General features: G+C 65.9%; 21 protein-coding genes. 14 read left to right on the top strand and 7 right to left on the bottom strand.

Going from position 1 to position 20,013, the window contains the following annotated elements; genetic code table 11:
• Positions 1-29: 29 nt before the first annotated feature.
• Complete coding sequence (locus BM113_RS18755; RefSeq protein ID WP_089789543.1) at positions 30-938, bottom strand: universal stress protein; 909 nt, start codon at positions 936-938, stop codon at positions 30-32.
• A gap of 303 nt (positions 939-1,241) precedes the next feature.
• On the opposite strand from BM113_RS18755, the gene BM113_RS18760 reads away from it, so the two are divergent.
• Positions 1,242-2,474, top strand: coding sequence for a CBS domain-containing protein (locus BM113_RS18760; protein WP_089789544.1), 1,233 nt, complete (start codon positions 1,242-1,244; stop codon positions 2,472-2,474).
• A 126-nt stretch (positions 2,475-2,600) separates the two neighbouring features.
• Here BM113_RS18760 and BM113_RS18765 read toward each other — a convergent pair whose 3' ends face one another.
• Positions 2,601-3,518 carry a glycosyltransferase family 2 protein gene (locus BM113_RS18765; RefSeq protein WP_089789545.1) on the bottom strand — a complete coding sequence of 306 codons (918 nt, stop codon included), beginning with the start codon at positions 3,516-3,518 and terminating at the stop codon, positions 2,601-2,603.
• Positions 3,519-3,853: 335 nt separating this feature from the next.
• Between BM113_RS18765 and BM113_RS18770 the strand changes: the two genes are divergently transcribed.
• Positions 3,854-4,108, top strand: coding sequence for a hypothetical protein (locus tag BM113_RS18770; protein ID WP_245758107.1), 255 nt, complete (start codon positions 3,854-3,856; stop codon positions 4,106-4,108).
• Between the two features lie 72 nt (positions 4,109-4,180).
• Here BM113_RS18770 and BM113_RS18775 read toward each other — a convergent pair whose 3' ends face one another.
• Positions 4,181-5,494 (bottom strand): DUF2238 domain-containing protein, encoded by a 1,314-nt coding sequence (locus BM113_RS18775; protein WP_089789546.1) that lies wholly within the window; start codon positions 5,492-5,494, stop codon positions 4,181-4,183.
• A 98-nt stretch (positions 5,495-5,592) separates the two neighbouring features.
• Here BM113_RS18775 and BM113_RS18780 point away from each other — a divergent pair, with 98 nt between their 5' ends.
• Both BM113_RS18780 and BM113_RS18785 read left to right on the top strand, forming a co-directional pair.
• Positions 5,593-6,201 carry a hypothetical protein gene (locus BM113_RS18780; RefSeq protein WP_089789547.1) on the top strand — a complete coding sequence of 203 codons (609 nt, stop codon included), beginning with the start codon at positions 5,593-5,595 and terminating at the stop codon, positions 6,199-6,201.
• A 68-nt stretch (positions 6,202-6,269) separates the two neighbouring features.
• On the top strand, positions 6,270-6,680 hold the full coding sequence (locus BM113_RS18785; RefSeq protein WP_089789548.1) for a universal stress protein: 411 nt from the start codon (positions 6,270-6,272) through the stop codon (positions 6,678-6,680).
• Between the two features lie 31 nt (positions 6,681-6,711).
• Here BM113_RS18785 and BM113_RS18790 read toward each other — a convergent pair whose 3' ends face one another.
• Positions 6,712-6,912 (bottom strand): hypothetical protein, encoded by a 201-nt coding sequence (locus BM113_RS18790; RefSeq protein ID WP_245758108.1) that lies wholly within the window; start codon positions 6,910-6,912, stop codon positions 6,712-6,714.
• Between the two features lie 128 nt (positions 6,913-7,040).
• On the opposite strand from BM113_RS18790, the gene BM113_RS18795 reads away from it, so the two are divergent.
• The 7 genes from BM113_RS18795 (at position 7,041) to BM113_RS18825 (ending at position 12,614) form a co-directional block, all read left to right on the top strand.
• The gene (locus tag BM113_RS18795; RefSeq protein WP_089789549.1) at positions 7,041-7,505 is read left to right on the top strand and encodes an Hsp20/alpha crystallin family protein; all 465 of its coding nucleotides are present in this window, start codon (positions 7,041-7,043) and stop codon (positions 7,503-7,505) included.
• Between the two features lie 69 nt (positions 7,506-7,574).
• Positions 7,575-8,216: a dienelactone hydrolase family protein gene (locus tag BM113_RS18800; protein WP_089789550.1), complete on the top strand. Its 642-nt coding sequence runs from the start codon at positions 7,575-7,577 to the stop codon at positions 8,214-8,216.
• 95 nt (positions 8,217-8,311) lie between these two features.
• Positions 8,312-8,764 carry a universal stress protein gene (locus BM113_RS18805; RefSeq protein WP_177209224.1) on the top strand — a complete coding sequence of 151 codons (453 nt, stop codon included), beginning with the start codon at positions 8,312-8,314 and terminating at the stop codon, positions 8,762-8,764.
• 62 nt (positions 8,765-8,826) lie between these two features.
• The gene (locus BM113_RS18810; protein ID WP_089789552.1) at positions 8,827-9,717 is read left to right on the top strand and encodes a universal stress protein; all 891 of its coding nucleotides are present in this window, start codon (positions 8,827-8,829) and stop codon (positions 9,715-9,717) included.
• Between the two features lie 90 nt (positions 9,718-9,807).
• Positions 9,808-10,212, top strand: coding sequence for a universal stress protein (locus BM113_RS18815; protein WP_089789553.1), 405 nt, complete (start codon positions 9,808-9,810; stop codon positions 10,210-10,212).
• A gap of 78 nt (positions 10,213-10,290) precedes the next feature.
• Positions 10,291-10,710, top strand: a complete 420-nt coding sequence (locus BM113_RS18820; protein ID WP_089789554.1) for a universal stress protein — start codon at positions 10,291-10,293, stop codon at positions 10,708-10,710.
• A 545-nt stretch (positions 10,711-11,255) separates the two neighbouring features.
• Positions 11,256-12,614: a TIGR00341 family protein gene (locus tag BM113_RS18825; protein ID WP_089789555.1), complete on the top strand. Its 1,359-nt coding sequence runs from the start codon at positions 11,256-11,258 to the stop codon at positions 12,612-12,614.
• 22 nt (positions 12,615-12,636) lie between these two features.
• Here the strand turns inward: BM113_RS18825 and BM113_RS18830 are convergent, their stop codons facing one another.
• Together BM113_RS18830 and BM113_RS18835 are read right to left on the bottom strand one after the other, a co-directional pair.
• Positions 12,637-13,056 (bottom strand): universal stress protein, encoded by a 420-nt coding sequence (locus BM113_RS18830; RefSeq protein WP_089789616.1) that lies wholly within the window; start codon positions 13,054-13,056, stop codon positions 12,637-12,639.
• A gap of 487 nt (positions 13,057-13,543) precedes the next feature.
• Positions 13,544-14,011: a phosphopantetheine adenylyltransferase gene (locus BM113_RS18835; protein ID WP_089789556.1), complete on the bottom strand. Its 468-nt coding sequence runs from the start codon at positions 14,009-14,011 to the stop codon at positions 13,544-13,546.
• A gap of 234 nt (positions 14,012-14,245) precedes the next feature.
• On the opposite strand from BM113_RS18835, the gene pyrB reads away from it, so the two are divergent.
• The 3 genes from pyrB (at position 14,246) to BM113_RS18850 (ending at position 17,663) form a co-directional block, all read left to right on the top strand.
• Positions 14,246-15,181 carry an aspartate carbamoyltransferase gene (gene pyrB / locus BM113_RS18840; RefSeq protein ID WP_089789557.1) on the top strand — a complete coding sequence of 312 codons (936 nt, stop codon included), beginning with the start codon at positions 14,246-14,248 and terminating at the stop codon, positions 15,179-15,181.
• Positions 15,174-15,638, top strand: a complete 465-nt coding sequence (gene pyrI / locus BM113_RS18845; RefSeq protein ID WP_089789558.1) for an aspartate carbamoyltransferase regulatory subunit — start codon at positions 15,174-15,176, stop codon at positions 15,636-15,638. The genes pyrB and pyrI overlap by 8 nt, the downstream gene beginning before the upstream one ends.
• A gap of 129 nt (positions 15,639-15,767) precedes the next feature.
• Complete coding sequence (locus BM113_RS18850) at positions 15,768-17,663, top strand: arginine--tRNA ligase (RefSeq protein WP_089789559.1); 1,896 nt, start codon at positions 15,768-15,770, stop codon at positions 17,661-17,663.
• 424 nt (positions 17,664-18,087) lie between these two features.
• Here BM113_RS18850 and arcD read toward each other — a convergent pair whose 3' ends face one another.
• Positions 18,088-19,545: an arginine/ornithine antiporter ArcD gene (gene arcD, locus BM113_RS18855; RefSeq protein ID WP_089789560.1), complete on the bottom strand. Its 1,458-nt coding sequence runs from the start codon at positions 19,543-19,545 to the stop codon at positions 18,088-18,090.
• Positions 19,546-20,013 lie beyond the last annotated feature (468 nt).

Genomic DNA, 20,013 nt, shown 5'->3' on the forward strand with positions numbered 1-20,013 from the left:
GGGCCGTGTTCGAACGACCCGGACGGCGGTTACGACGTGTCCGACTCGTCCTCGAGCGTTCGGGCCGTCAGCACGGGGACGCTCGCGTTCGGCACCACCCGCTGGGAGACGCTGCCGACGACGAGGCGCTCGACGTTCGACTTGCTCTCGGTCCCCATCACGAGCAGGTCGACGTCGGTCCGGTCGACGTACTCGAGGATTACCTCCGTCGGCGGGCCGCGTTCGATCGCTTCGACGGTCTCGAGGCCGCGGTCGCCGGCCCGATCGGCTACGGCCGCCGTCGTCCGCTTCCCGTGTTCCTCGAACGCGTCCCGGAGCTTCGAGGGTCCGCTCCGGCGTTCGTCTCCGAGCGTATCGTCGTCGGCGTCGACCGCGTACAGCGCGTGCAGCCGGGCATCGCAGGCCTCGGCGAGCGAGAGCGCGCGGTCGGTCGCCGCGGCCGATCCGATCGAGCCGTCAGTGGCGAGACAGACCCCTTCGACGGCGTCGCCCTCGTCCACGGACGCGTTCTCGAGGTCGGGACCGCCGGAGCGCCGGGACGCCGCGCCGACCGTCATCACCGGCCGTTCGGCGTCCCGGATCACCTCGAGGGCGACGCTACCGAGCAGTGCCTGGCGCAGCCCGGTCCGGCCGTGTGTCCCCACGACGAGCAGGTCCGCGTCGATCGAGTCGGCGTATTCGCGGATCTCGTCGGCTGGCCGGCCGGTACGGACGGTGGCATCGGCTTTCCGACCCGCTTCCCTCGCGCGCGTCACGACCTCCTCCGCGGCGGCCTCGCGTCGATCACGTCGACGGCCGCTCCTGAACCCCTCTTCGACGACGGACAGGGCGCGAACGGACGCCTCGAGCGTTCGGGCCAGGGTGATCCCCGCGTCCGCGGCGTCCGCGGCCACGTCGCTCCCGTCGGTCGCGATGAGAACGTCGTCGTACTCGTACATGTAGACGGCTACGACGACCCGGATCTTTGCTCTGTTGCCCTGACCCACGATCGGCCGAACCCGCCGGAGACGGAGCGTCGATACCGGACGTCCGTGAACCGATTCCGGTTGCGGCAACTCCGAGCCGGCGGGAACGACCGCCCGGGTATTTGGGACTCGGTATCGAACGCTCACGTGGAGGCGTCACTCGTCACTCGGAAGGGCACACCGTAGACCGAACTACCGGGTACTGACACCGAACGCCGACCATCGCGCATCGATCGTCGAACACAGCGCGGCACCGCGGACACGATACTCACAGCCATGAATATTGCCGATATCGTCTCGGAGGAGTACGTCGAATTCACCCCGGACACTACCGTCTCGAAGCTCGTCGGCACCTTCGCCGATACCGACGTCAAAGGTGTCGTGGTGCGAGGAGAGGACGAGTTCGAAGGAGTGGTCACGCGCCGACAGCTCGCCACGTCGCACCGGCAACCGAACGAAAAGCTCGGGTCGCTGGTCTGGCACGTCCCCAGGCTCGCCCCCGACGAGGACATCCGGAAGGTGGCACAGCTGATGATCGACACCGACTCACGCTTGCTCCCGGTCTTCGACGACCGGGAGTTGATCGGCGTCGTCACCGTCGACGACGTCCTCGAGAAGGTTCGCCCCTACCTGGACGCGGCGACCGTCGCCGACGCCTGCTCGACGGATCTCGTCGCGCTCGATCCGGAGTCGAGCCTCGGGGAGGCGCTGAACGTCTTCCGTGAGAACCGCATCACGCACCTGCCGGTCGTCGAAGACGGGTCGGCCGTCGGGATCTGTAGCCTCTACGACGTGACGGATCTGACGGTCCGCGCCGAGGTCCAGAGCCAGGGCGGCGACGCCGGCGGCGTCGACCCCTTCGGCGGGGAGATTTCCTCGAGCATGGGCCGGACGCGCCGCGGCGGGTACGGCGCGCGGGAAGGCGAACTCGAGCGGATGCTCGATCTCCCGGTCCAGGACGTGATGGCGTCGCCGGTCCGGACGGTTGGGCCGTCCGAGACCCTCGATACGGCTGTCGACGAGATGTTCGAGATCGGCGCCTCGTCGCTCGTGGTGACCGATCCCGACGACCCCGACGGGTCGCCGTCCGGGATCGTGACCAAGACCGACGTGCTCGACTCGCTCACCTGGGAGGCCGGCGGCAACCGGGCCGTACAGGTGTACGGCACGGACCTGATCGACGACCTGACCTACGACGAGATCGTCGAGATGATCGAGACCTTCGACGATCGGGACGGCGGGATGAACCTCCTGGACGCGAAGGTCCACCTGCACGAACACGACGAGAAACGCCGGGGTCGACCACTCCTGCTCGCGCGCGTCCGTCTCCACACCGACCGGGGGCTGTACGTCGCCTCGGGCGAAGGGTTCGGAGCCAAACACGCGCTCAACGAGGCGCAGGACGTCCTCGAGCGGCAGATTCGCGACGAGAAGACCTACGGTCGCACGAAGAAGCCGCCGGGCGAGGAGTACTGGGAGAAGCGGTTCGGCTGGCTGCTCGAGGAGTAAGGGCCTCGAGGACGAGGGTGGGTGAGTTCGCCGTTCGGCGTCGGCCGGATGCCGTCTGCCGGCTGCAGTCCGCCGGTTGCAGTCCGCCGGCTCACGTCTGCCGGCTCCGAACCGGCGGCGGAACGCCTACTCGGTTTCGTTTTCGACGACGGTCACGTCGAACGTGTCCGGCCAGCGGTAGCGCCGACCGCCCCAGACGAACGTCGGGCGAACGATCCCGGCGATACCGAAAAGCGGTGCGAGGAGCAAGGACGGCACTGCGAAGAGCCACGTCTTCCGCTCGACGCCGAGCGCGCGGTACCGGTCGCGCGCGAGGGACGTGACGCTCACGGCGACCAGCAGCGGCGCGACGAGGCCGGCCGCCACGACGGCGAGGAAGATTCCGAGGATCGCGAGCGTTCGCCGCGGCGCGAACCGGTAGAAGATCGTGACGAATCGCGTGACCCGCTCGTAGGTGACTCGAGGGCCGCCCGGGACCCTCACCGGATCGACGAGCTCCCGCGAGGCGACGACGTCGTCGGTGTACTCCGCCAGCAGGGCGTCGTCGGAGACCGTTCGACGGAGGTCGGCGATGTATCCCTCGAGGTCGATCTCGCGCCGATCGAAGGTGACGCCGCCGCCCCAGGTCACCCAGTTCGTCCAGTCGACGACGAACGAGGCGACGACGATACAGAGCGGCTCGAGCAGTTTGAACGGGTAGTCCTCGCTGTAGAAGACCGGGATCGCCGTCACGGTCCCGTGTTCCTCGCCGAGGCGCTTGATCGTGGCCAGCCACTCCTCGTCGCGCTCGACGTCGTCGTCGGTCAGCACGATCCGGTCCTGGGAGGCGTGCTCGAGCGCGAGCGCGACGGCGTTTGCCTTGCCCGAACACCCCTCCGGCTCGCCGGCGACCAGCAGTCGAGACTCCTCGGGGAGGTCGGCGCTCGCCACCGGGTCGTCCTCGCTATCGCAGACGACCAGCAGTTCGTCCGCGGGCTCGAGTTGCCCGGCCAGCTGTTCGCACGACGTCGTCCACTCGAACGTCGGCAGGATGACGCTCGCCATCGGGCCACCGTACGTTCGGTAGTCGGCTAACGGTTTGGGGATGGGTCACCGGCTGAGAAGCCGCCCCATCTCCGCGGCGGTGTAGGGACCGCGACTCACTGGGTCGCTCGAGCATCGGCCAGCCGCCGTCGGGAACCCGTAATCGGGGACTACTTCCGGTTCGGTCGGACCAGAATGGAGACCGACGCTACCGTCGGAACAGATGCCTTTCCGGTGGTTTTGGGCGGACCGCCGGAGTTCGTAACTGCGTTCTGAACGCCACTCGGGTTCGACTCGCGGCGGTCGACGGACGGTACTCGACAGTAGTGTTGCCGAAACAACAATAGCTGCGTATCGTGGGGGCGGCGGTTTTCCTGCTCGCGGGCTACAACTACTACCGACTCGTCAGCGCGCTCCCGACCTGCGTCGGCGTCATGTCCCTCGCCGCGCTCCTAGGGCTGTGGACCGCGGCCGTGCCCTTCGCGTTCGGGATCGGGAGCCAGACGCTGCTGTGGAGCACCGTCGTCGCCGGCGTACTGGCGCTGATCTTCGCGGGCTACGTCGCGTACGCGGGTCGATCGGTCCGGACCGGCACGCCCGCGAGGACGTGACCGTGGCTGGCTGACGTCGCGACGACGCCGTGGCCGGACGACGACGTGACGGCCTGACGACCCGGGCACTCGTCAGTCGGTCCCGTATCGGTGCTCGAGCAGTTCGGAGATGGAGTCGACGACGTCCGTGAGGTACACCGTCCCCCACAGCGTGACGATCACCGCGCCGACGGCGTTGAAGACGAGATCGACGATGGTGTCGTCGATCCCGTACTGGGCGAGTACGGCGTCGAGTCCCAGACGGATCGCGCTCTGGTCGACCGCAAACTCGAGAATTTCCCAGCTCACCCCGGCCGCGAGTACGAACAGCAGGATGAACGTCGTCATCAGCTTCGGCGGGATGTAGACGTCGGTGGTGTGGACGTGTACGGCCCGGAAGACGGCGTAGCCTGCCGCGGCGACGACCGACGCAGACAGCGCGTGGGTGAGGTGATCCCACGGCCCGACCGCGTCGTACAGGCCCGCCGAGCCGAGCGCGTGCAGGAAGACAGCGGCCGTGATCCAGAGCACGAGCCCCGGGTCCATCGGGAGGTCGTACTCCCGCTCGAGGATCGCCGGGACGAACGTGATCGCGAGCGCGACCGCGGCGTTGGCGATCGTCGTGAGGTCGCGAGCGTAGAGCCCCCAGAGCAGGACGCCCGCGAGCACGGCTTGCATGGCCCTGCTCGCTCGTCGCTGGCCGCGGCTCGAGAGCCCGAGTCGGTCCCTGAGCGTCGACGTCTCGGTGTCGTCGGCCGGTTCGTCCTCCACCTCGACCTCGGTCCGGGGTCGGGGCGGCACGTACGTGCGGTCGGTCGGCCCGCCGTTGTGCGAGCGGAAGTAGCGGTCGAAGAGGACGCCGCTGCCGATCCCGGCGATCCCCGCGTAGACGAACTCGAGCATGACAGCCGCGTTGATCGCGGTCGCGGAGCGGCCGTCGAGGAGGAAGGCCGTCCCCAGAAACGTATCGGCCAGCCACCGGAACACGTTCCAGAGCCCGGCGACGGCGAGCGTCGTCACGACCACGAAGACGACGGCGAACGTCCGGTTCATTCGAACGGCCGTGAACTGGTGGAGTTCGGCGGCGATCAAAAGCGCCAGCGCGGCGACCGCGAGATAGGTCGGCAGATCGGTCGCGAACGCCCGGCCGAGCAGGGCCTGCCAGAGGATCGGCACGGCGACGATCGCGACGAGTTCCCACGGCGGCATGACCCGCGGATCGCGAAACACCAGCCCGGGTAACAGGACGATCGCGACGACCGCCGTCGCGATGACCGTCCAGTCGAACGCACCCTCGAGAGCGGTCAGGGCCGCCGTCAGTAACAACACGCCGGTGAGGAGCCAGCCGGCGACGGCGTTCGGCCCCGTCTCCGAGAGCAACGCGCCCAGGTCGTCCGTCCGATCCATACCGGGCATTCGAACGACGCGCCCAAAGCGGTATCCCTCTCTACCTTCTCCCAGACGGAACGCTCTTGTCATTCCGTCGGTTACGAGAGGACACGATGATGGCCACGACGCACGCGCTGTGGGGGATGCTCCTGGCCGTGCCCGTCCTCGCGGTCGCTCCCGAACACGCACCCGCCGCGTTCCTCGCGGGGCTCGTCGGCGGTCTCGCGCCGGACCTCGACCTCTATGCCGGCCACCGGAAAACGCTTCACTACCCCGTCTACGCCTCGATCGCCGCCGGATCGGCGCTTGCGATTGCAGCCCTGTCTCCCTCGACGTGGACTATCGGCGCCGCCGTCGGGCTCGCCGCCGCGGCGTTGCACGCCGTCACCGACGCGCTCGGGGGAGGTCTCGAGTTGCGCCCCTGGGAGGGGACCTCCGACCGGGCCGTCTACAGCCACTTCCACGGGCGGTGGCTCCGCCCCCGGCGACTGGTCCGGTACGACGGTGCGCCCGAGGACCTCGCGCTCGCCGGGGTCGCGGCGGTCCCGGTGGCGACCGCCGGCGGCGACGCCGTCGCGACGGTCGTCGTCGGCCTGTTCGCCGCCTCGGCCGTCTACGTCGTCCTTCGAAAGCGGCTCGCGGCGCTCGCCGAGCGGCTGGTGGGACTGATCCCGGCTCCGGTGCGTCCGTACGTCCCGGCCCGATACCTCGAGACCGGGGGCTAAAAGAACGGGAAGCCGCGAGACGACCTCCCGGTTCCAAATTTTTATACGCTGACGTGGAACCCCCGGATATGCACGTCCTCGTCCCGATCGACGACTCCGATCCGGCGGAACAGGCACTCGAGTATGCACTCGCGGAGTACCCGGACGCGGACATCACGGCACTGCACGTGATCGATCCCTACGAGACGAGCGTCGACGCGTGGTTCGCCGACCGGGACTACCTAAAAGACCTGGAGGCGGAAGCCGAGACGTTGCTCGAGAACGCCCGGGAGATCGCCGACGACCACGGGGCCTCGATCGACACGGACTCGGTCGTCGGCAAGCCGGCCCGGGAGATCACGGACTACGTCGACGAGGCGGACGTCGACGAGGTCGTCATCGGCAGCCACGGTCGCCGCGGGACCACCCGTGTGTTGCTGGGCAGCGTCGCCGAGACGGTGGTCAGGCGCGCACCGGTCCCGGTAATCGTCGTCAGGTAGCGGAACCGGCGAACGGTCGGCGGTGCTCGGCCTACGGTAACCCGATGGGGAGCTTCTCGAGGAGCTTGACCTGGATCGTCCGTTTCACCGTCGGGACGAGCCCGCTCCGGATCGTGTCGACATCGGCCTCGATCCGGGCGTGCTCGTCGGTCTCGTACTCGAGGTCCCGCGGGACGACGATCGGCGTCCGCCTGGCCGCCTGCCCCGAGAGCAGCGCGGCCAGCGTCGCCACAGCCGTCGGATTCGGTCCCGATCACGTTTCGGATCGACCACGGACAGCCCCGTATGTCCACGGGACCGATGAAACGTTTAACTCGCCGCCCGGTGGAGCGTTCACCGGGGAGCGTGCCCCGGATACACATGGCAACCGACGACAACCCATTCAAAAGCCTCGAGCGCCAGTTCGAGCGCATGCAACGGCAGTTCGAACAGGCCCTCGAGACGTGGAACGTCGATCAGTTCGGAACGCCGGCGACGGCGACCGAGCGGATGGGGATCGATCTCGCCGACCGCGGCGACGAGTTCCTCCTGACGGCCGACGTTCCCGGATTCGAGAAAGAGGACATCGAGCTGCGGCTCTCGGACGATACGGTTCACATCACTGCAAAGCGCGAGCGGGAGACGACCCAGGAGTCCGACGAAGCGGACGAGGACATGTACATCCGAAGCGAACGCGAGCGTCGATCGCTGAGTCGCTCCGTCAGCCTCCCCCACCCGGTCGAGGAGGACGCCGTCGAGGCGACGTACCGGAACGGCGTCGTGACACTGATGCTTCCGAAGCGGGAGACGACGGAGCCGACGGGTCGGACGATCGACATCAACTGAACGGCCGACCTGGGCGGATCGGCCCCTCGAGCCCGAGGGGTGGAGGTCGGCACACAGAGACCACGAGAAATGTCCGCGAGGAACTACACCACGATTCCGGTCGACGACGTCGAACTCGAGGGTGACCTCGCCGTCCCGGCGGACGCGGACGGCGTCGTCGTCTTCGCACACGGGAGCGGAAGCAGTCGGAAGAGCCCGCGAAACAACTACGTCGCCGACGCGCTCCGGGACCGGGGACTGGGGACCCTGCTGTTCGACCTGCTGACCGAAGCCGAAGACCGGGACCGCGAGAACCGGTTCGACATCCCCCTGCTGACCGACAGGCTGGTCGCGGCCACCGAATGGCTCCGCGACAGCGAGGCGACGGACCCGGACGTCCGGTACGGCTACTTCGGCTCGAGCACGGGGGCCGCGGCGGCGTTGCGCGCGGCGGCCCGCCCCGACTCGGGCGACGTCGACGCCGTCGTCTCCCGCGGCGGCAGGGTCGACCTCGCCTCGGAGCGACTGGGCGAGGTCACCGCGCCGGTGCTCCTGATCGTCGGTGGCGAGGACGAACAGGTGCTGCGGTTAAACCGGGAGGCGACCGACGCGCTGGCCGGCCAACACGAGGTACACGTCGTCGAGGGCGCGGGCCACCTCTTCGAGGGCGAGGGGGAACTCGAGGAAGTCGCCGACGTGGCCGCCGACTGGTTCGAGCAGCAGCTCCTGTGAGGATATCGACGACCGTCGGGAAAATACCGCTACCCTGCTCCCACGGGTCGGGTGCGCCCCCCGACACTATGGTCGTTCCGCTCGAATACTCGCGTATGGTCAGTACGGTGCTCGTCCCGGTAGACGGTTCGCCGCTATCGTTCCGGGCGCTTCGCCACGCGCTTCGAGAGTACCCCGAGGCCGAGGTGGTCGTCTACCACGTGGTCGACCTCTTCGACCCCGGCTACGGGCGCGACTCCCTCGTCGATTCGCCGTCGGCCTACGAGCCGATGATCGGCACCGACGAGTGGTACGGCTCGGTCGAGGAAGCGACCGATCGCCTGTTCTCGGAAGTCGAAGCCGTCGCCGACGAGTACGATCGGGAGGTGACGACCGAGTCCGACATCGGCGACCCGGGGCGTCTCGTCGTCGAGTACGCCACCGAGGAGGACGTCGACCACGTCGTCATCGGTGCCCACGGCCGGCCCGACGAGCGGCGGCCGCTGTATGGAAGCGTCTCCGAGACGGTGGTCCGTCGGGTTCCGGTCTCGATAACCATCGTTCGGTGAGGCGGGGGCCCCTCCGACGGGGTGGCTTGATAGTGGTACGTCACGAACTATCGGACAGGACCATGATATCCGTCGACACCGTGCTCGTCCCGACCGACGGCAGCGCCGGCGCAGAGGCGACGATCGCCCGTGCGATCGACCTGGCCGAGACGTACGGCGCGGCCGTCCACGCCCTGTACGTCGTCGACGAAGGGATCGGCGCCATCGACGCCGACCTCGATGCCGACCAACTCGAGGCTGCGTCGGCCCACTCCGAGCCCCGCGGCCGCGAAGCGACGATTCAGGTCACGAACCGCGCCGAAGAGCGGGGGCTCGAGACCGCCCGCGAGGTTCGGGAGGGTGTTCCCCACCGGTCGATCCTCGCGTACGCCGACGAACACGACGTCGACCTGATCGCGATGGGGACCCACGGTCGAACGCGAGTGGGCGAGGAACGCGCTCGCATGGGGAGTACCACCGAGCGCGTGATCACGCTCGGCGACGTGCCGGTGCTTTCCGTACCGTTGACGGCCGATACCCCGGACGAACCCGAACTCGAGCGGGTCGTCGTCCCGACCGACGGCAGCGACGCCGCCGAGCGCGCCGCCGACAGCGCCCTCGAGCTCGCAGAGCGGTACGACGCTGAGATCCGGCCCGTCTACGTCGTCGACGCGACGATCTACGACCTCGAGGACGCGCCCCGGAGCATCGTCGGCCTGCTCTCTGAGGGCGGCGAGAACGCGACCGAGTTCGTCGCGGCCGCGGCCGCGGAACGCGACCTCGAGGCGGCGACGGCCGTTCGCCGCGGCGTCCCGGCCGACGAACTGCTCGAGTACGCGACGGACGTCCGTGCCGACCTCGTCGTCATGGGGACGCGAGGCCGGGCCGCCGGCGACGCCGACGACCGATTACTGGGGAGCACGACGGCGCGGGTCGTCTCGCGGGCCGAGGTACCGGTGCTGGTCGTCGAGTAGCCCGGCCCCGACTCGCCCGGGACCGGGTCCAGGTGGACCGCGGTGTGCAGTGTAAACTATATGCCGCCACCTGTGGTGGCTACCGACCGCATGTACGATACGATCCTCGTCGCGACCGACGGCAGCGAACCTGGGGACCGTGCGGCCGAACACGCGATGGACCTCGCGTCGACGTTCGACGCCGACCTCCACGCGACGTACGTGGTCGACACCCGACGGTACGGCGGTTCAGTGGTGAACGACTCGGGCGAGGTCGTCTCCGACCTCGAGGACCGGGGGAACGAGATCCTCTCCGATATCGCCGCTCGAGCGCCCGTCGACGTACACCGGGAACTCCGCCAGGGTCGCCCCCACGAGGAGATCGGTGCCCTCGCGGAGGAGGTCGACGCCGATCTGATCGTCCTCGGGAACCGCGGGCTGGGATCCGGTGGCGAGATCGGCAGCGTCGCGGAGCGTGTCGTCAGGTACGTCGACCGGCCGGTGCTGACCGCCTGAGAGCGTCGCGTGTCCGGACATATCAGCCATCGAGGTGTGAGCTATTTGTCGCCTTTCGACGTGGAACCCGTTACACCGATGTACGACACGATACTCGTTCCGACGGACGGGAGCGACCCGGCGAATCGCGCGGTCGAACACGCACTGACGCTCGCCGACCGGTACGACGCCGACGTACACGCGTTGTACTGCGTCGAGACCCACCGGTACGGCGAACCCGCGTTGAGCAGCGCCGAGATCGTCCTCACCCGACTCGAGGAGCAGGGCCAGGCGATGCTCGAGGAACTCGCGGACCGGGCGGACAACGTGGGGATCCGGTGCGAGTCCACCGTCTGTCACGGGCGACCCTGGGAGGAGGTCCGGAAGAAAGCCGAGGAACTCGACGCCGACCTGGTCGTGATCGGGTTCCAGGGCCAGAGTCACGAACGCACGGGGAAGATCGGCAGCGTGGCGGAACGCGTCGTCAGGACGGCGGATCGTCCGGTGTTGACCGCCTGAGGTGCCGTCGCCGCGACGAGTCGGACCGACGTTCTCGCCCCCGTCGCCCGCGGCGTTTCGACGTCGTAACCATTCGCCGGTGGATTCGCCGCTCCACGGGGAGGACACGCGTCGGGTGCTCGAGTCCGCACCCGACGGCCCGCCGGTCGACCGACCGCGTTCGGCAGGGGACGGTTCCGGAAACGGGGACGTTCGAACCGCACCGAAACGGTCGGTTGATTGATTGTTTCGTACAGTTCCAGCGGGATCGAACGGCGGACCGGTCAGCGGGCTGTACAGGTACAGCTGATAGCTGTACATTTACAGCAGTATGGGTGTAATCATCGGTTAGCCGAAAGGAACGGGATCCGTTACGACGGCAGGGAACTCGGTTCCCGCGAGTCGTCAGTCGTCGGAGATGGAGGCGACGACGTCCCATCGATGGCCCGCGCCGGTACCGTTCGGGCGTCGGCCGCGGGGTCGAATCGAATGGCACCGCCTGATCCCTGCAGTACAGGCCTGGCCCGGCACCAGAACTATCCCGCCGCCCGTGGTCGACCCGTTCGATGCGGTACCTCGAGATCACCGTCCCCGCCGATCGTCGACGTGCCATCCTCGACGTACTCGACGAGGAAGGAATCGAGTACGTCGTCACCGAGGAGGCGACGGCGTCCGCTGTCGACGATGCGGCGGTCGTTCGGCTTCCGCTCCCGACCCGTGCCGTCGAACCAGTACTCGACCGACTGGCCGACGCCGGCCTCGAATCGGGTCGCGTCGTCGTCATCGACGCTCAGACGGTCGTTTCGAGCGAGTTCGACGACCTGCTAGAGCGGTACAGCCGCGGCGGAACGAGAGGCCCCCGGACCTCGAGACAGGTGTTGCGGACGAAGGCGGACGAGTTCACGCCGTCGCTCTCGGTATACCTCGTCATGCTGCTGATCAGTGCCGTCGTCGCGACTGCGGGACTGCTGGCGGACTCGCCCGCGGTCGTCGTCGGATCGATGGTTATCGCACCGTTGCTCGGTCCCGCACTGGCTGCCAGCGTCGGCATCGTCACCGGCGACGACGACCTGCGATCCACGGGGTTCCGGTACCAGACGCTCGGTGTCGCCATCGTGATCCTGGCATCGATCGGGCTCGCGACGCTCGCCCGACTCGGCGGGCTCGAACCGGGTGGCGTCGACATCGTCGTCGTCGCCGAACTCGAGGAGCGGGTCTCGCCGAACCTGCTCTCTATCGCGGTCGCGCTCGGGGCCGGCGTGGCGGGTATCCTGAGTCTGACGCGGGGCTTCTCCGAAGCGATCGTCGGCGTGATGATCGCGGCCGCGCTGATCCCGCCGGCGGCGGCCGTCGGCATCACGGTTGCCTGGGGGATGTACGGCGCGGCCGTGGGAGCGCTCGTGCTCGTCGTCGTCAACGTCCTGTCGATCAATCTCGCCGCACTGGTCACGCTGTGGGTCGCCGGCTACCGGCCGCAGGGCCTGTTCGACGTGTCGCCGACGCGCAGGCGTACGGCCACCTACGGGGCCGTCTTCGGGGTCGCGTTGCTCGTCCTCGCCGCGCCGCTGGCCGGAATCACGCTGCTCGAGTTCCAGGCGACCCAGTTGAAATCGTCCGCCGACGAGGCGGTCGCCGACGCGCTCGAGGAACCCGAACACGCCGACTTCGAGGAGGAATCCGTCGAAGTCGTTCTGGACGACGACTATCCGGTCCGCTCGATCGATCGCGTCGTGGTGGCGGTTCGCGGTCCCGATCCCGGCCCAGATCCGGAACTCAGCGATCGGATCTACGAACGCATCGCCGAGTCCGAGGGCCCGGTCGTCGTCGAAGTCAGGTACCTCGTCGGCGAACAGCGCGGTCAGCGAGATACCAGTGGAGACTGGACCGGGGAACTGATCGTGCACACGGCGGGCGACGGTCGGTGACCGTGGCTCCGCCGCGCGGCCCCTACCTGACGACGGTCACCGGCACCGGCGCGCGCCGAACGACCCGTTCCGCGACGCTCCCCAGCAGGACCCGACTGACCCCGGTACGGCCGTGGCTGCCGATGACGATACGGTCGACGTTCGCGTCCGTCGCGAACTGGACGATAGCCCGGGCCGGGGAGCCGGCGAGTACCTCGGTCGTCAGCGAACACCCGTGCTCGTCCGCGAGCGACCGCGCGGGCCCGAAGGTCGCCTCGAGACGGTCGTCGTCGGTCGCGACGGGTAACTCCACGCCGTAGGGCGCGTCGTCGCCGCGATGAGCGGCGACCGACGGTTCGACGACGTGCAAGGCGGTGAACTCGGCGTCGGGGACGTTGCTGAAGGCGTACTCGAGTGCCTCGCGAGCGGGGTCGGAGTCGTCGATCGGAACGAGGACGTGCATACGGTACTGTTCGAGGGGACGACGCATATACGATGTGACGAGCCACCTACGTTCTGTTCAGTAGACGGGTCGGCTATCCTATTGTCATCTTAATATGTAGGAGAGGCGATGTAATCCGGTCGATACCCTCACTGGACCAATCGACCGTATGCCGATACCTCGAGTAATTCATGGTTTAGTTCGTCCGGGAAAGGCGACTCCGATCGATACGGAACCGCCAGTCTCTCGAGCGGGGGAGAGCGGATATCCTACTGGACCATCGAGATTTCATACGGCCCTGCTTACTCACAGACCGAACGGCTCCCCTCCGATCGGCTAGTATGATACGCTCTCGAGAGTCACGCCAGTCAGCGTCACGGGTGACCGATCGGGTGGGGACCTCGTTCACGCGTCGTGGGCCCGACTCATACGGATCGCTGTCCCGACGGACCGGCGCAACCGCGACCCGGGCGGCGGTTGCGTCGGAACTAACGGACAGTAAACTGCATCACTCGAGCAGCCGACCGTGTTCGTCGATCTCGCCTTCGACTATGCGCGTCGACGAGATGCGCTCGCCGTCCTCGGCGAGCACGTACGGAGCGACGATACCCGTCAGCGGTTCGTATCCCTCCTCGCGTCGCAGACGGTTGATCGTCTCGAGTTCCGGCGCGGTTTCCGGGGAGACGACCAGCGCGTCGATCGATGGTTCGTCGCCGACGATCCCGTACTCGCTCTCGAGTTCGTGGATCTCGACGTTGCGACCCCGGTCGTCGAGTTCGGCGATCGTTTCGACAACGGATTCCCGACGGTGCTCGAAGGAGGGGATCTCGCGGGGCTTCGTCCGGGTTTCGGTCGCAAAAGCGTCGCTGGTGAGCCCAACGACGACGCCGTCGGTCCCGAACCGAAGCGCGTGGTCGAACAGGTTCCGGTGCCCGTCGTGGATCGGCCCGAACGTGCCGGCGACGGCGACCTTCATACCCCCGCTGGTGGTTCCTGCCTTATCAACCCTGTTTCTACCGGGCTACGGGACGACCGGCGACCTCGGCCAATCGCCCGAACACTGTTTCTTCTCCGGAACGTTCGATCCGGACGGGATATTTAGTATTTAAACCTGTATCGATACAGGTCTGTGCATCCATAGCAAACCACCCCCGAGCAGGTTCACGATGGAAGGGAAGATTCAAGTTATGCGGAGCGGACACCCAGAGTGATGCACCTCGACCACCTCGTCACCAGCAAGCAACTGTCGCGGGCGGACATCGAAACCGTCCTCGACCGGGCAGCCGAGATCGATGCCAACCCAGGGGCATTCGCCGACCGCTACCCCGATTCCGTCCTCGGCCTCCTCTTTTTCGAACCGAGCACTCGCACGAAAATGAGCTTCGACACCGCCATGAAACGCCTCGGCGGCGACATCGTCGACATGGGCTCGGTCGACTCCTCGAGCGTCAAGAAAGGGGAGACGCTCGCGGACACGGTTCGGGTCATCGAAGGGTATGCGGACGCGCTGGTGCTGCGCCACCCCAAGCAGGGGGCGGCCCAGATGGCAAGCGAGTTCGTCGACGTCCCGCTGTTGAACGCCGGCGACGGCGCTGGCCACCATCCCACCCAGACGCTGCTGGACCTCTACACCATCCGCGAGAACGCCGGCCTCGAGGACCTGACGATCGGGATCATGGGCGACCTGAAGTACGGGCGGACGGTCCACTCGCTGGCCCACGCGCTGACGAACTTCGACGTCCACCAGCACTTCATCAGCCCCGAAAGCCTCCAGCTTCCCCGCGAGGTCGTCTACGACCTGCACCAGGAACAGGAGGGGACCCAGATCCGCGAACACGACTCCCTCGAGGGGATCCTGCCGGACCTGGACGTCCTCTACGTCACCCGGATCCAGCGTGAACGGTTCCCCGACGAAAACGAGTACCAGAAAGTCGCCGGCGAGTATCAGATCGGCCCCGACCACCTCGAGGACGCCAGCGACGACCTGACGATCATGCACCCACTTCCCCGCGTCGACGAGATCGCACCCGAAATCGACGACACCGACCACGCGGCCTACTTCGAACAGGCACACAACGGCGTCCCCGTCCGAATGGCGCTGTTGGATCTGCTGCTCTCGAACGCCGGAGGTGAGACCGATGAGTAGCGATCAACACCTTCGCGTCAGCAAGATTCAGGACGGCACCGTCATCGATCATATCCGTGCCGGACAGGCGCTCAAAGTGCTTCGCATCCTGGGTATCGACGGGACGAACGACGAACAGGTCACGGTCGGGATGAACGTCTCGTCGGACCGCCACGGTCGCAAGGACATCGTCAAAATCGAAGGGCGCGAACTGAACCAGGACGAGGTCGACGTCCTCTCGCTGATCGCGCCGAACGCGACGATCAACATCGTCCGGAACTACGAAGTCGCCGAAAAGCGCCGCGTCGACCGGCCCGAGGTCGTCGAGGGCGTCCTCTCCTGTCCGAACCCGAACTGTATCACCGCCAACGACGAACCCGTAAGTTCCCGGTTCGAAGTGCTGGACGACGGGATGCGGTGTCGGTACTGTGAACAAATCGTCAGCGAGGACATCCCCTCGCTGATCGATCCCGAGTAAGGTCCGCACCCAGGTCCCGCCTTTTCTTTGCCGTCGAACCGCGGGACGGAACCCCGCCGAAGTATCAATAATAATACTGGAACGATCGTAGTGGAACTTATATTTCTGGGGAATAAACGACCACCTATAATGCTTTATCAGCTTCGACAGGATCTGATTACGGGGCTCCGCGATGCGACGGCGGACGCGGGGTACGACTACGAAATCGACATCTCCGACATCGAAGTCGAAGACGTCACTGACGAGGAAAAAGGGGAGTTCTCCTCGCCGCTCTCGTTCTCGATCGCAGCAGACGCGGGTGAACCGCCCGTCGCAGTCGCGGAATCGATCGCGGACGCCCATCGCGCGAACGGGCTCCCGGACGGGATCGAGACGGTCTCCGTCGAGGGCGGCCACATCAACTACCACGCGGACAGGTCGGCGCTCGCGAGCGAGACGCTGTCGGTGATCCTCGAGGAGGGGACCGAGTACGGCACCCGCACGGTCGCCGAATCGGATACGATCCTCGCGGACGTCTCCTCTCCCAACATCGCCAAGCCGCTCCACGTGGGTCACCTGCGGAACACGATCCTCAGCGACGCCGTCATGAACGTTCTCGAGGCGCGGGGCCACGACGTCACCCGTGACAATCACCTCGGTGACTGGGGGGTGCAGTTCGGGAATCTGATGCACGAGTACACCGAGTTCGGTAACGAGTCGGACTTCGAGTCGGACCCGATCGAACACCTGCTCGACCTCTACCAGCAGTTCGAACAGCGCGACTCGATGCTCGAGGACCTCGAGGAGAACGAGCCCGTCACCGATCGGTTCAGAGAGTCCGTCGAGGAGGAGCGGGAATACCACGCCGAAAGCGGTAAGGAATGGTTCGCACGCCTCGAGCAGGACGACGAACAGGCGGTCGATCTCTGGGAGACGTTCCGGGAAGTGAGTATCGACCGCTTCGAGGAGACTTACGCCGACCTCGACGTCGACTTCGACATCTGGATGGGCGAGAGCTTCTACGCCCGCGAGGGCTGGAACGACGTCGTCATCGAGAAGGCACTCGAGAACGACGTCGCCATGCGCGGGGACGGCGAAGCGGTGTACATCCCGATCTACCCGGACGATTACGAGAACGTGGGCGACCCGAACGCAGCGGACGTCGACCGCTCGCTCGACCGCGCCCGCGAGATGCTCGAGGAAAGCGACGACCTCGAGGACGCCGACTTCGAGCCGTTCTACATCGTCAAGTCCGACGGATCGACGCTGTATGGCACCCGGGACCTGGCGACTATCGAGTACCGTCTCCAGGAGTACGACGCGGATCAGTCCGTCTACGTCGTCGCGAACGAGCAGGAACGCTACTTCCAGCAACTGTTCGTCGCCGCACGGAAGATGGGGTACGACGACATCAAGCTCAAGCACATCGACTACGGCCTGATCAGCCTGCCCGAAGGCAGCATGTCGACCCGGAAGGGACAGATCATCACCGCTCGCGAAGTGCTCGACCGTGCGCGGGACCGCGCCCGAGACATCGTCGAGGAGAAGGGCCGCAGCGCCGAGGACGAGATCCAGGCGGTCGCGAACAAAATCGCGCTGGCGACTGTCAAGTACGAGATGGTCGCCTCCAAGCGGGCACGGGACATCACCTTCGACATCGACGAGTCGGTGTCGCTCGAGGGCGACACGGGACCCTACGTCCAGTACGCGGCGACTCGAGGGTACAGCATCCTCGACGGTGCGGACGCCGTCCCGGCTGCCGACCAGATCGATCCGTCGAACTTCAACGAGACGGACGTGGAACTGCTGTACGAACTCGCTCGCTACCCGATCGTCCTGGAGCGCTGTGAGGAGCGATACGACGCGGCGCCGCTTGCCCACTACCTCCTCGAGCTTGCCCACGTGTTCAACTCCTTCTACCACAAGAACCAGGTTCTGGAGGCCGAGAGGGCCCGGGACGAGCGTCTCGTGCTGACCGAGGCGACGACGCAGGTCTTCGAGAACGGGCTCGACCTGCTCGGAATCGACGTACTCGAGCAGATGTGAACCGCCTCGGGGTCAAGCCCCGGGGCATTCGCCTTGACCGCCTGTAAACAGTTCGGCTCCCCCTTCGATCGTTTTCGTTACGGTGTCGGTTTGTCGCCGGTCCGTCGTCAGTAGACGGGGTGGGCATTCGTTACTCGTGTACTTCAAGTTCCAGCTCGCACTAATTATAGAAAGGCGAACTGAAACCAGAAATGACAAAATCTAGTAAATAGTGTTCGATGGATATCTGTCGCTATTCGGGCACTGAGGCCTAATTCACGGACGTATTGAGTCGTTGGGAATAAAATCATAGGATATCATATTATAACTCGTTTCGGACATCGGCTGTCGACAGGTGGGGACTGACATATGACGGGTCTTGGTTCCAGGCCTCGAGGAAGAGGTATCCAGCAGAAAGAGAGAAACGAAAAACGGTCCGCAAGCGTTACGCGACCGCTTCGACCGGCTGCTCCGTCGGTTCTTCCGGCTCCTTCATGTACATCTTCCACCCGGTGAAGCCCATGATGACGACCAGGATCGGCGACAGCAGTCCCACGAAGAAGTACGGGAGGTAGCTAAGCACGGGCACGCCCAGCGCGGCCGACATGAAGACGCCGCCGGAGTTCCACGGGATCATCGCCTCCGAGACGGTACCCGTCTCCTCGAGAGTCCGGGAGAGGCTCGTCCCGTCGAGGTCGTACTCGTCGTGGAGGTCGCGGAACGTCATGCCCGGCACGACGATGGACATGTACTGGTCGGCCGTGAGGACGTTCATCAGGAGCGGACCGATGGCGGTTGCGAGCGTGGCGCTCCCGACGCCACGGACGGCTTTGGCGGTGTTGTGAGCGAGCACCGCCAGCACGCCGGTGATCTCCAGCAGGCCACCGATCGACAGGGCACCGAAGACGATCGTGATAACCCAGATCGAGCCGTTGAGGCCACCGCTGGCGAGGAGTTCGTTGACGAGTTCGACGCCGGTTTCGGGACCGGTCCCGTAGTGGATGATATCCCACGCCTCGGCGAGTCCGCGTCCCTGGATGACGATCGAGACGGCGGCACCGGAGAACACGCCAGCACCGAGTGCCGGCAGTGCGGGATAGCCCGCTATCGCGAACCCGAACGTGATGATCAGGGGGACCAAAACGAGGATGGACAGTTCGTACGTGCCGGCGAGTGCGCCCTGAATTTCCGCGACCTGTCCGGCCGCATCGCCCCCGCTACTCGTATCGGCGGTGAGCCCGAGGATCGTGTACAGCACGAGCGATACGACGCCGATGATGATCGTGTTCGGGAACATCCCGCGAACGTGGTCCCACAGATCGACGTTACTGACACCGGACGCGAGCAGGGTGGTGTCCGACAGGGGCGACTGCTTGTCACCCATGTAGACGCCCGAGAGGATCGCACCCGCGGTCAACGGCTCGGGGATGCCGAGGCCGGCACCGATACCGACCAGTGCGATACCGAGCGAGCCAGCCGTGGTCCAGGAGGACCCGACCGCCGTGGCGACCACGAACGAAAGGAGTGCGGCAAGCGGGACGAAGACGCTCGGCGTGAGGAACTCGAGCCCCCAGTACATGATGAAGGGGATCGTCCCGGCGTCGATCCACGAGGCGATCAACATGTAAATCACGAAGAGGATGAAGATCGCCCCGAGTCCCATCACGATGCTGTTCGAAATACCGTCGAAGAGCTCGTCCCACGAGTATCCCCAGCGATATCGTGCGATGAGCCCGATAAAGGCAATCCCCCAGAGCAGGGGCATCTGTGCGTCGAGCCCGAGATAGACGATACCGACGGCCAGGAACGTGATCATCCCGGCTATCGGTAACAGTGCTTCACCGAACGACGGTCGCCGTTCGGGATCGAAATCCTCGTAACTTTTCGGTTCGAAATCTACCATTGTGATTACCTGTTGTTTCGGTGAGGTGGTTACTGATCGGTTCGCCGTCACTTACGACGCTCTGATCAGGGTCTCGTTGCCTACACTTCGGTCTTTATCTCAGACTAGGATAAAACTACCGCTGATTCCTATTCCTGTAGGTAGTAATTCCCAATAATAATCCCTCAGGGTCCATCAGAACGGCTCTGCTTGGCACACACTCTCTCACAGGGCGAGCATCGATCACGACGCCTTTCGATATCAGTAGCTGATAGATATATATTAACGTGCGGTAATTGTGTAGGATCGGGCAGGAGTTCGAGTTCCCTCTAGGGACGGCGATGGACGACGACACCAATCGTTTCGGTTCTCGAGAGTGTCCGTGCCCCCTCGAGAGCAGTGTCGTGGCGCGTGCCGTCCCAGCGACGGACCGTCTCAGAGACACACTGGGAGTTCGGTGTGGTCCAGTCGGTCCTCGGTCGTGAGAGC

This window comes from Natronobacterium haloterrestre (genome assembly GCF_900112205.1).
GTDB lineage: Archaea > Halobacteriota > Halobacteria > Halobacteriales > Natrialbaceae > Natronobacterium > Natronobacterium haloterrestre.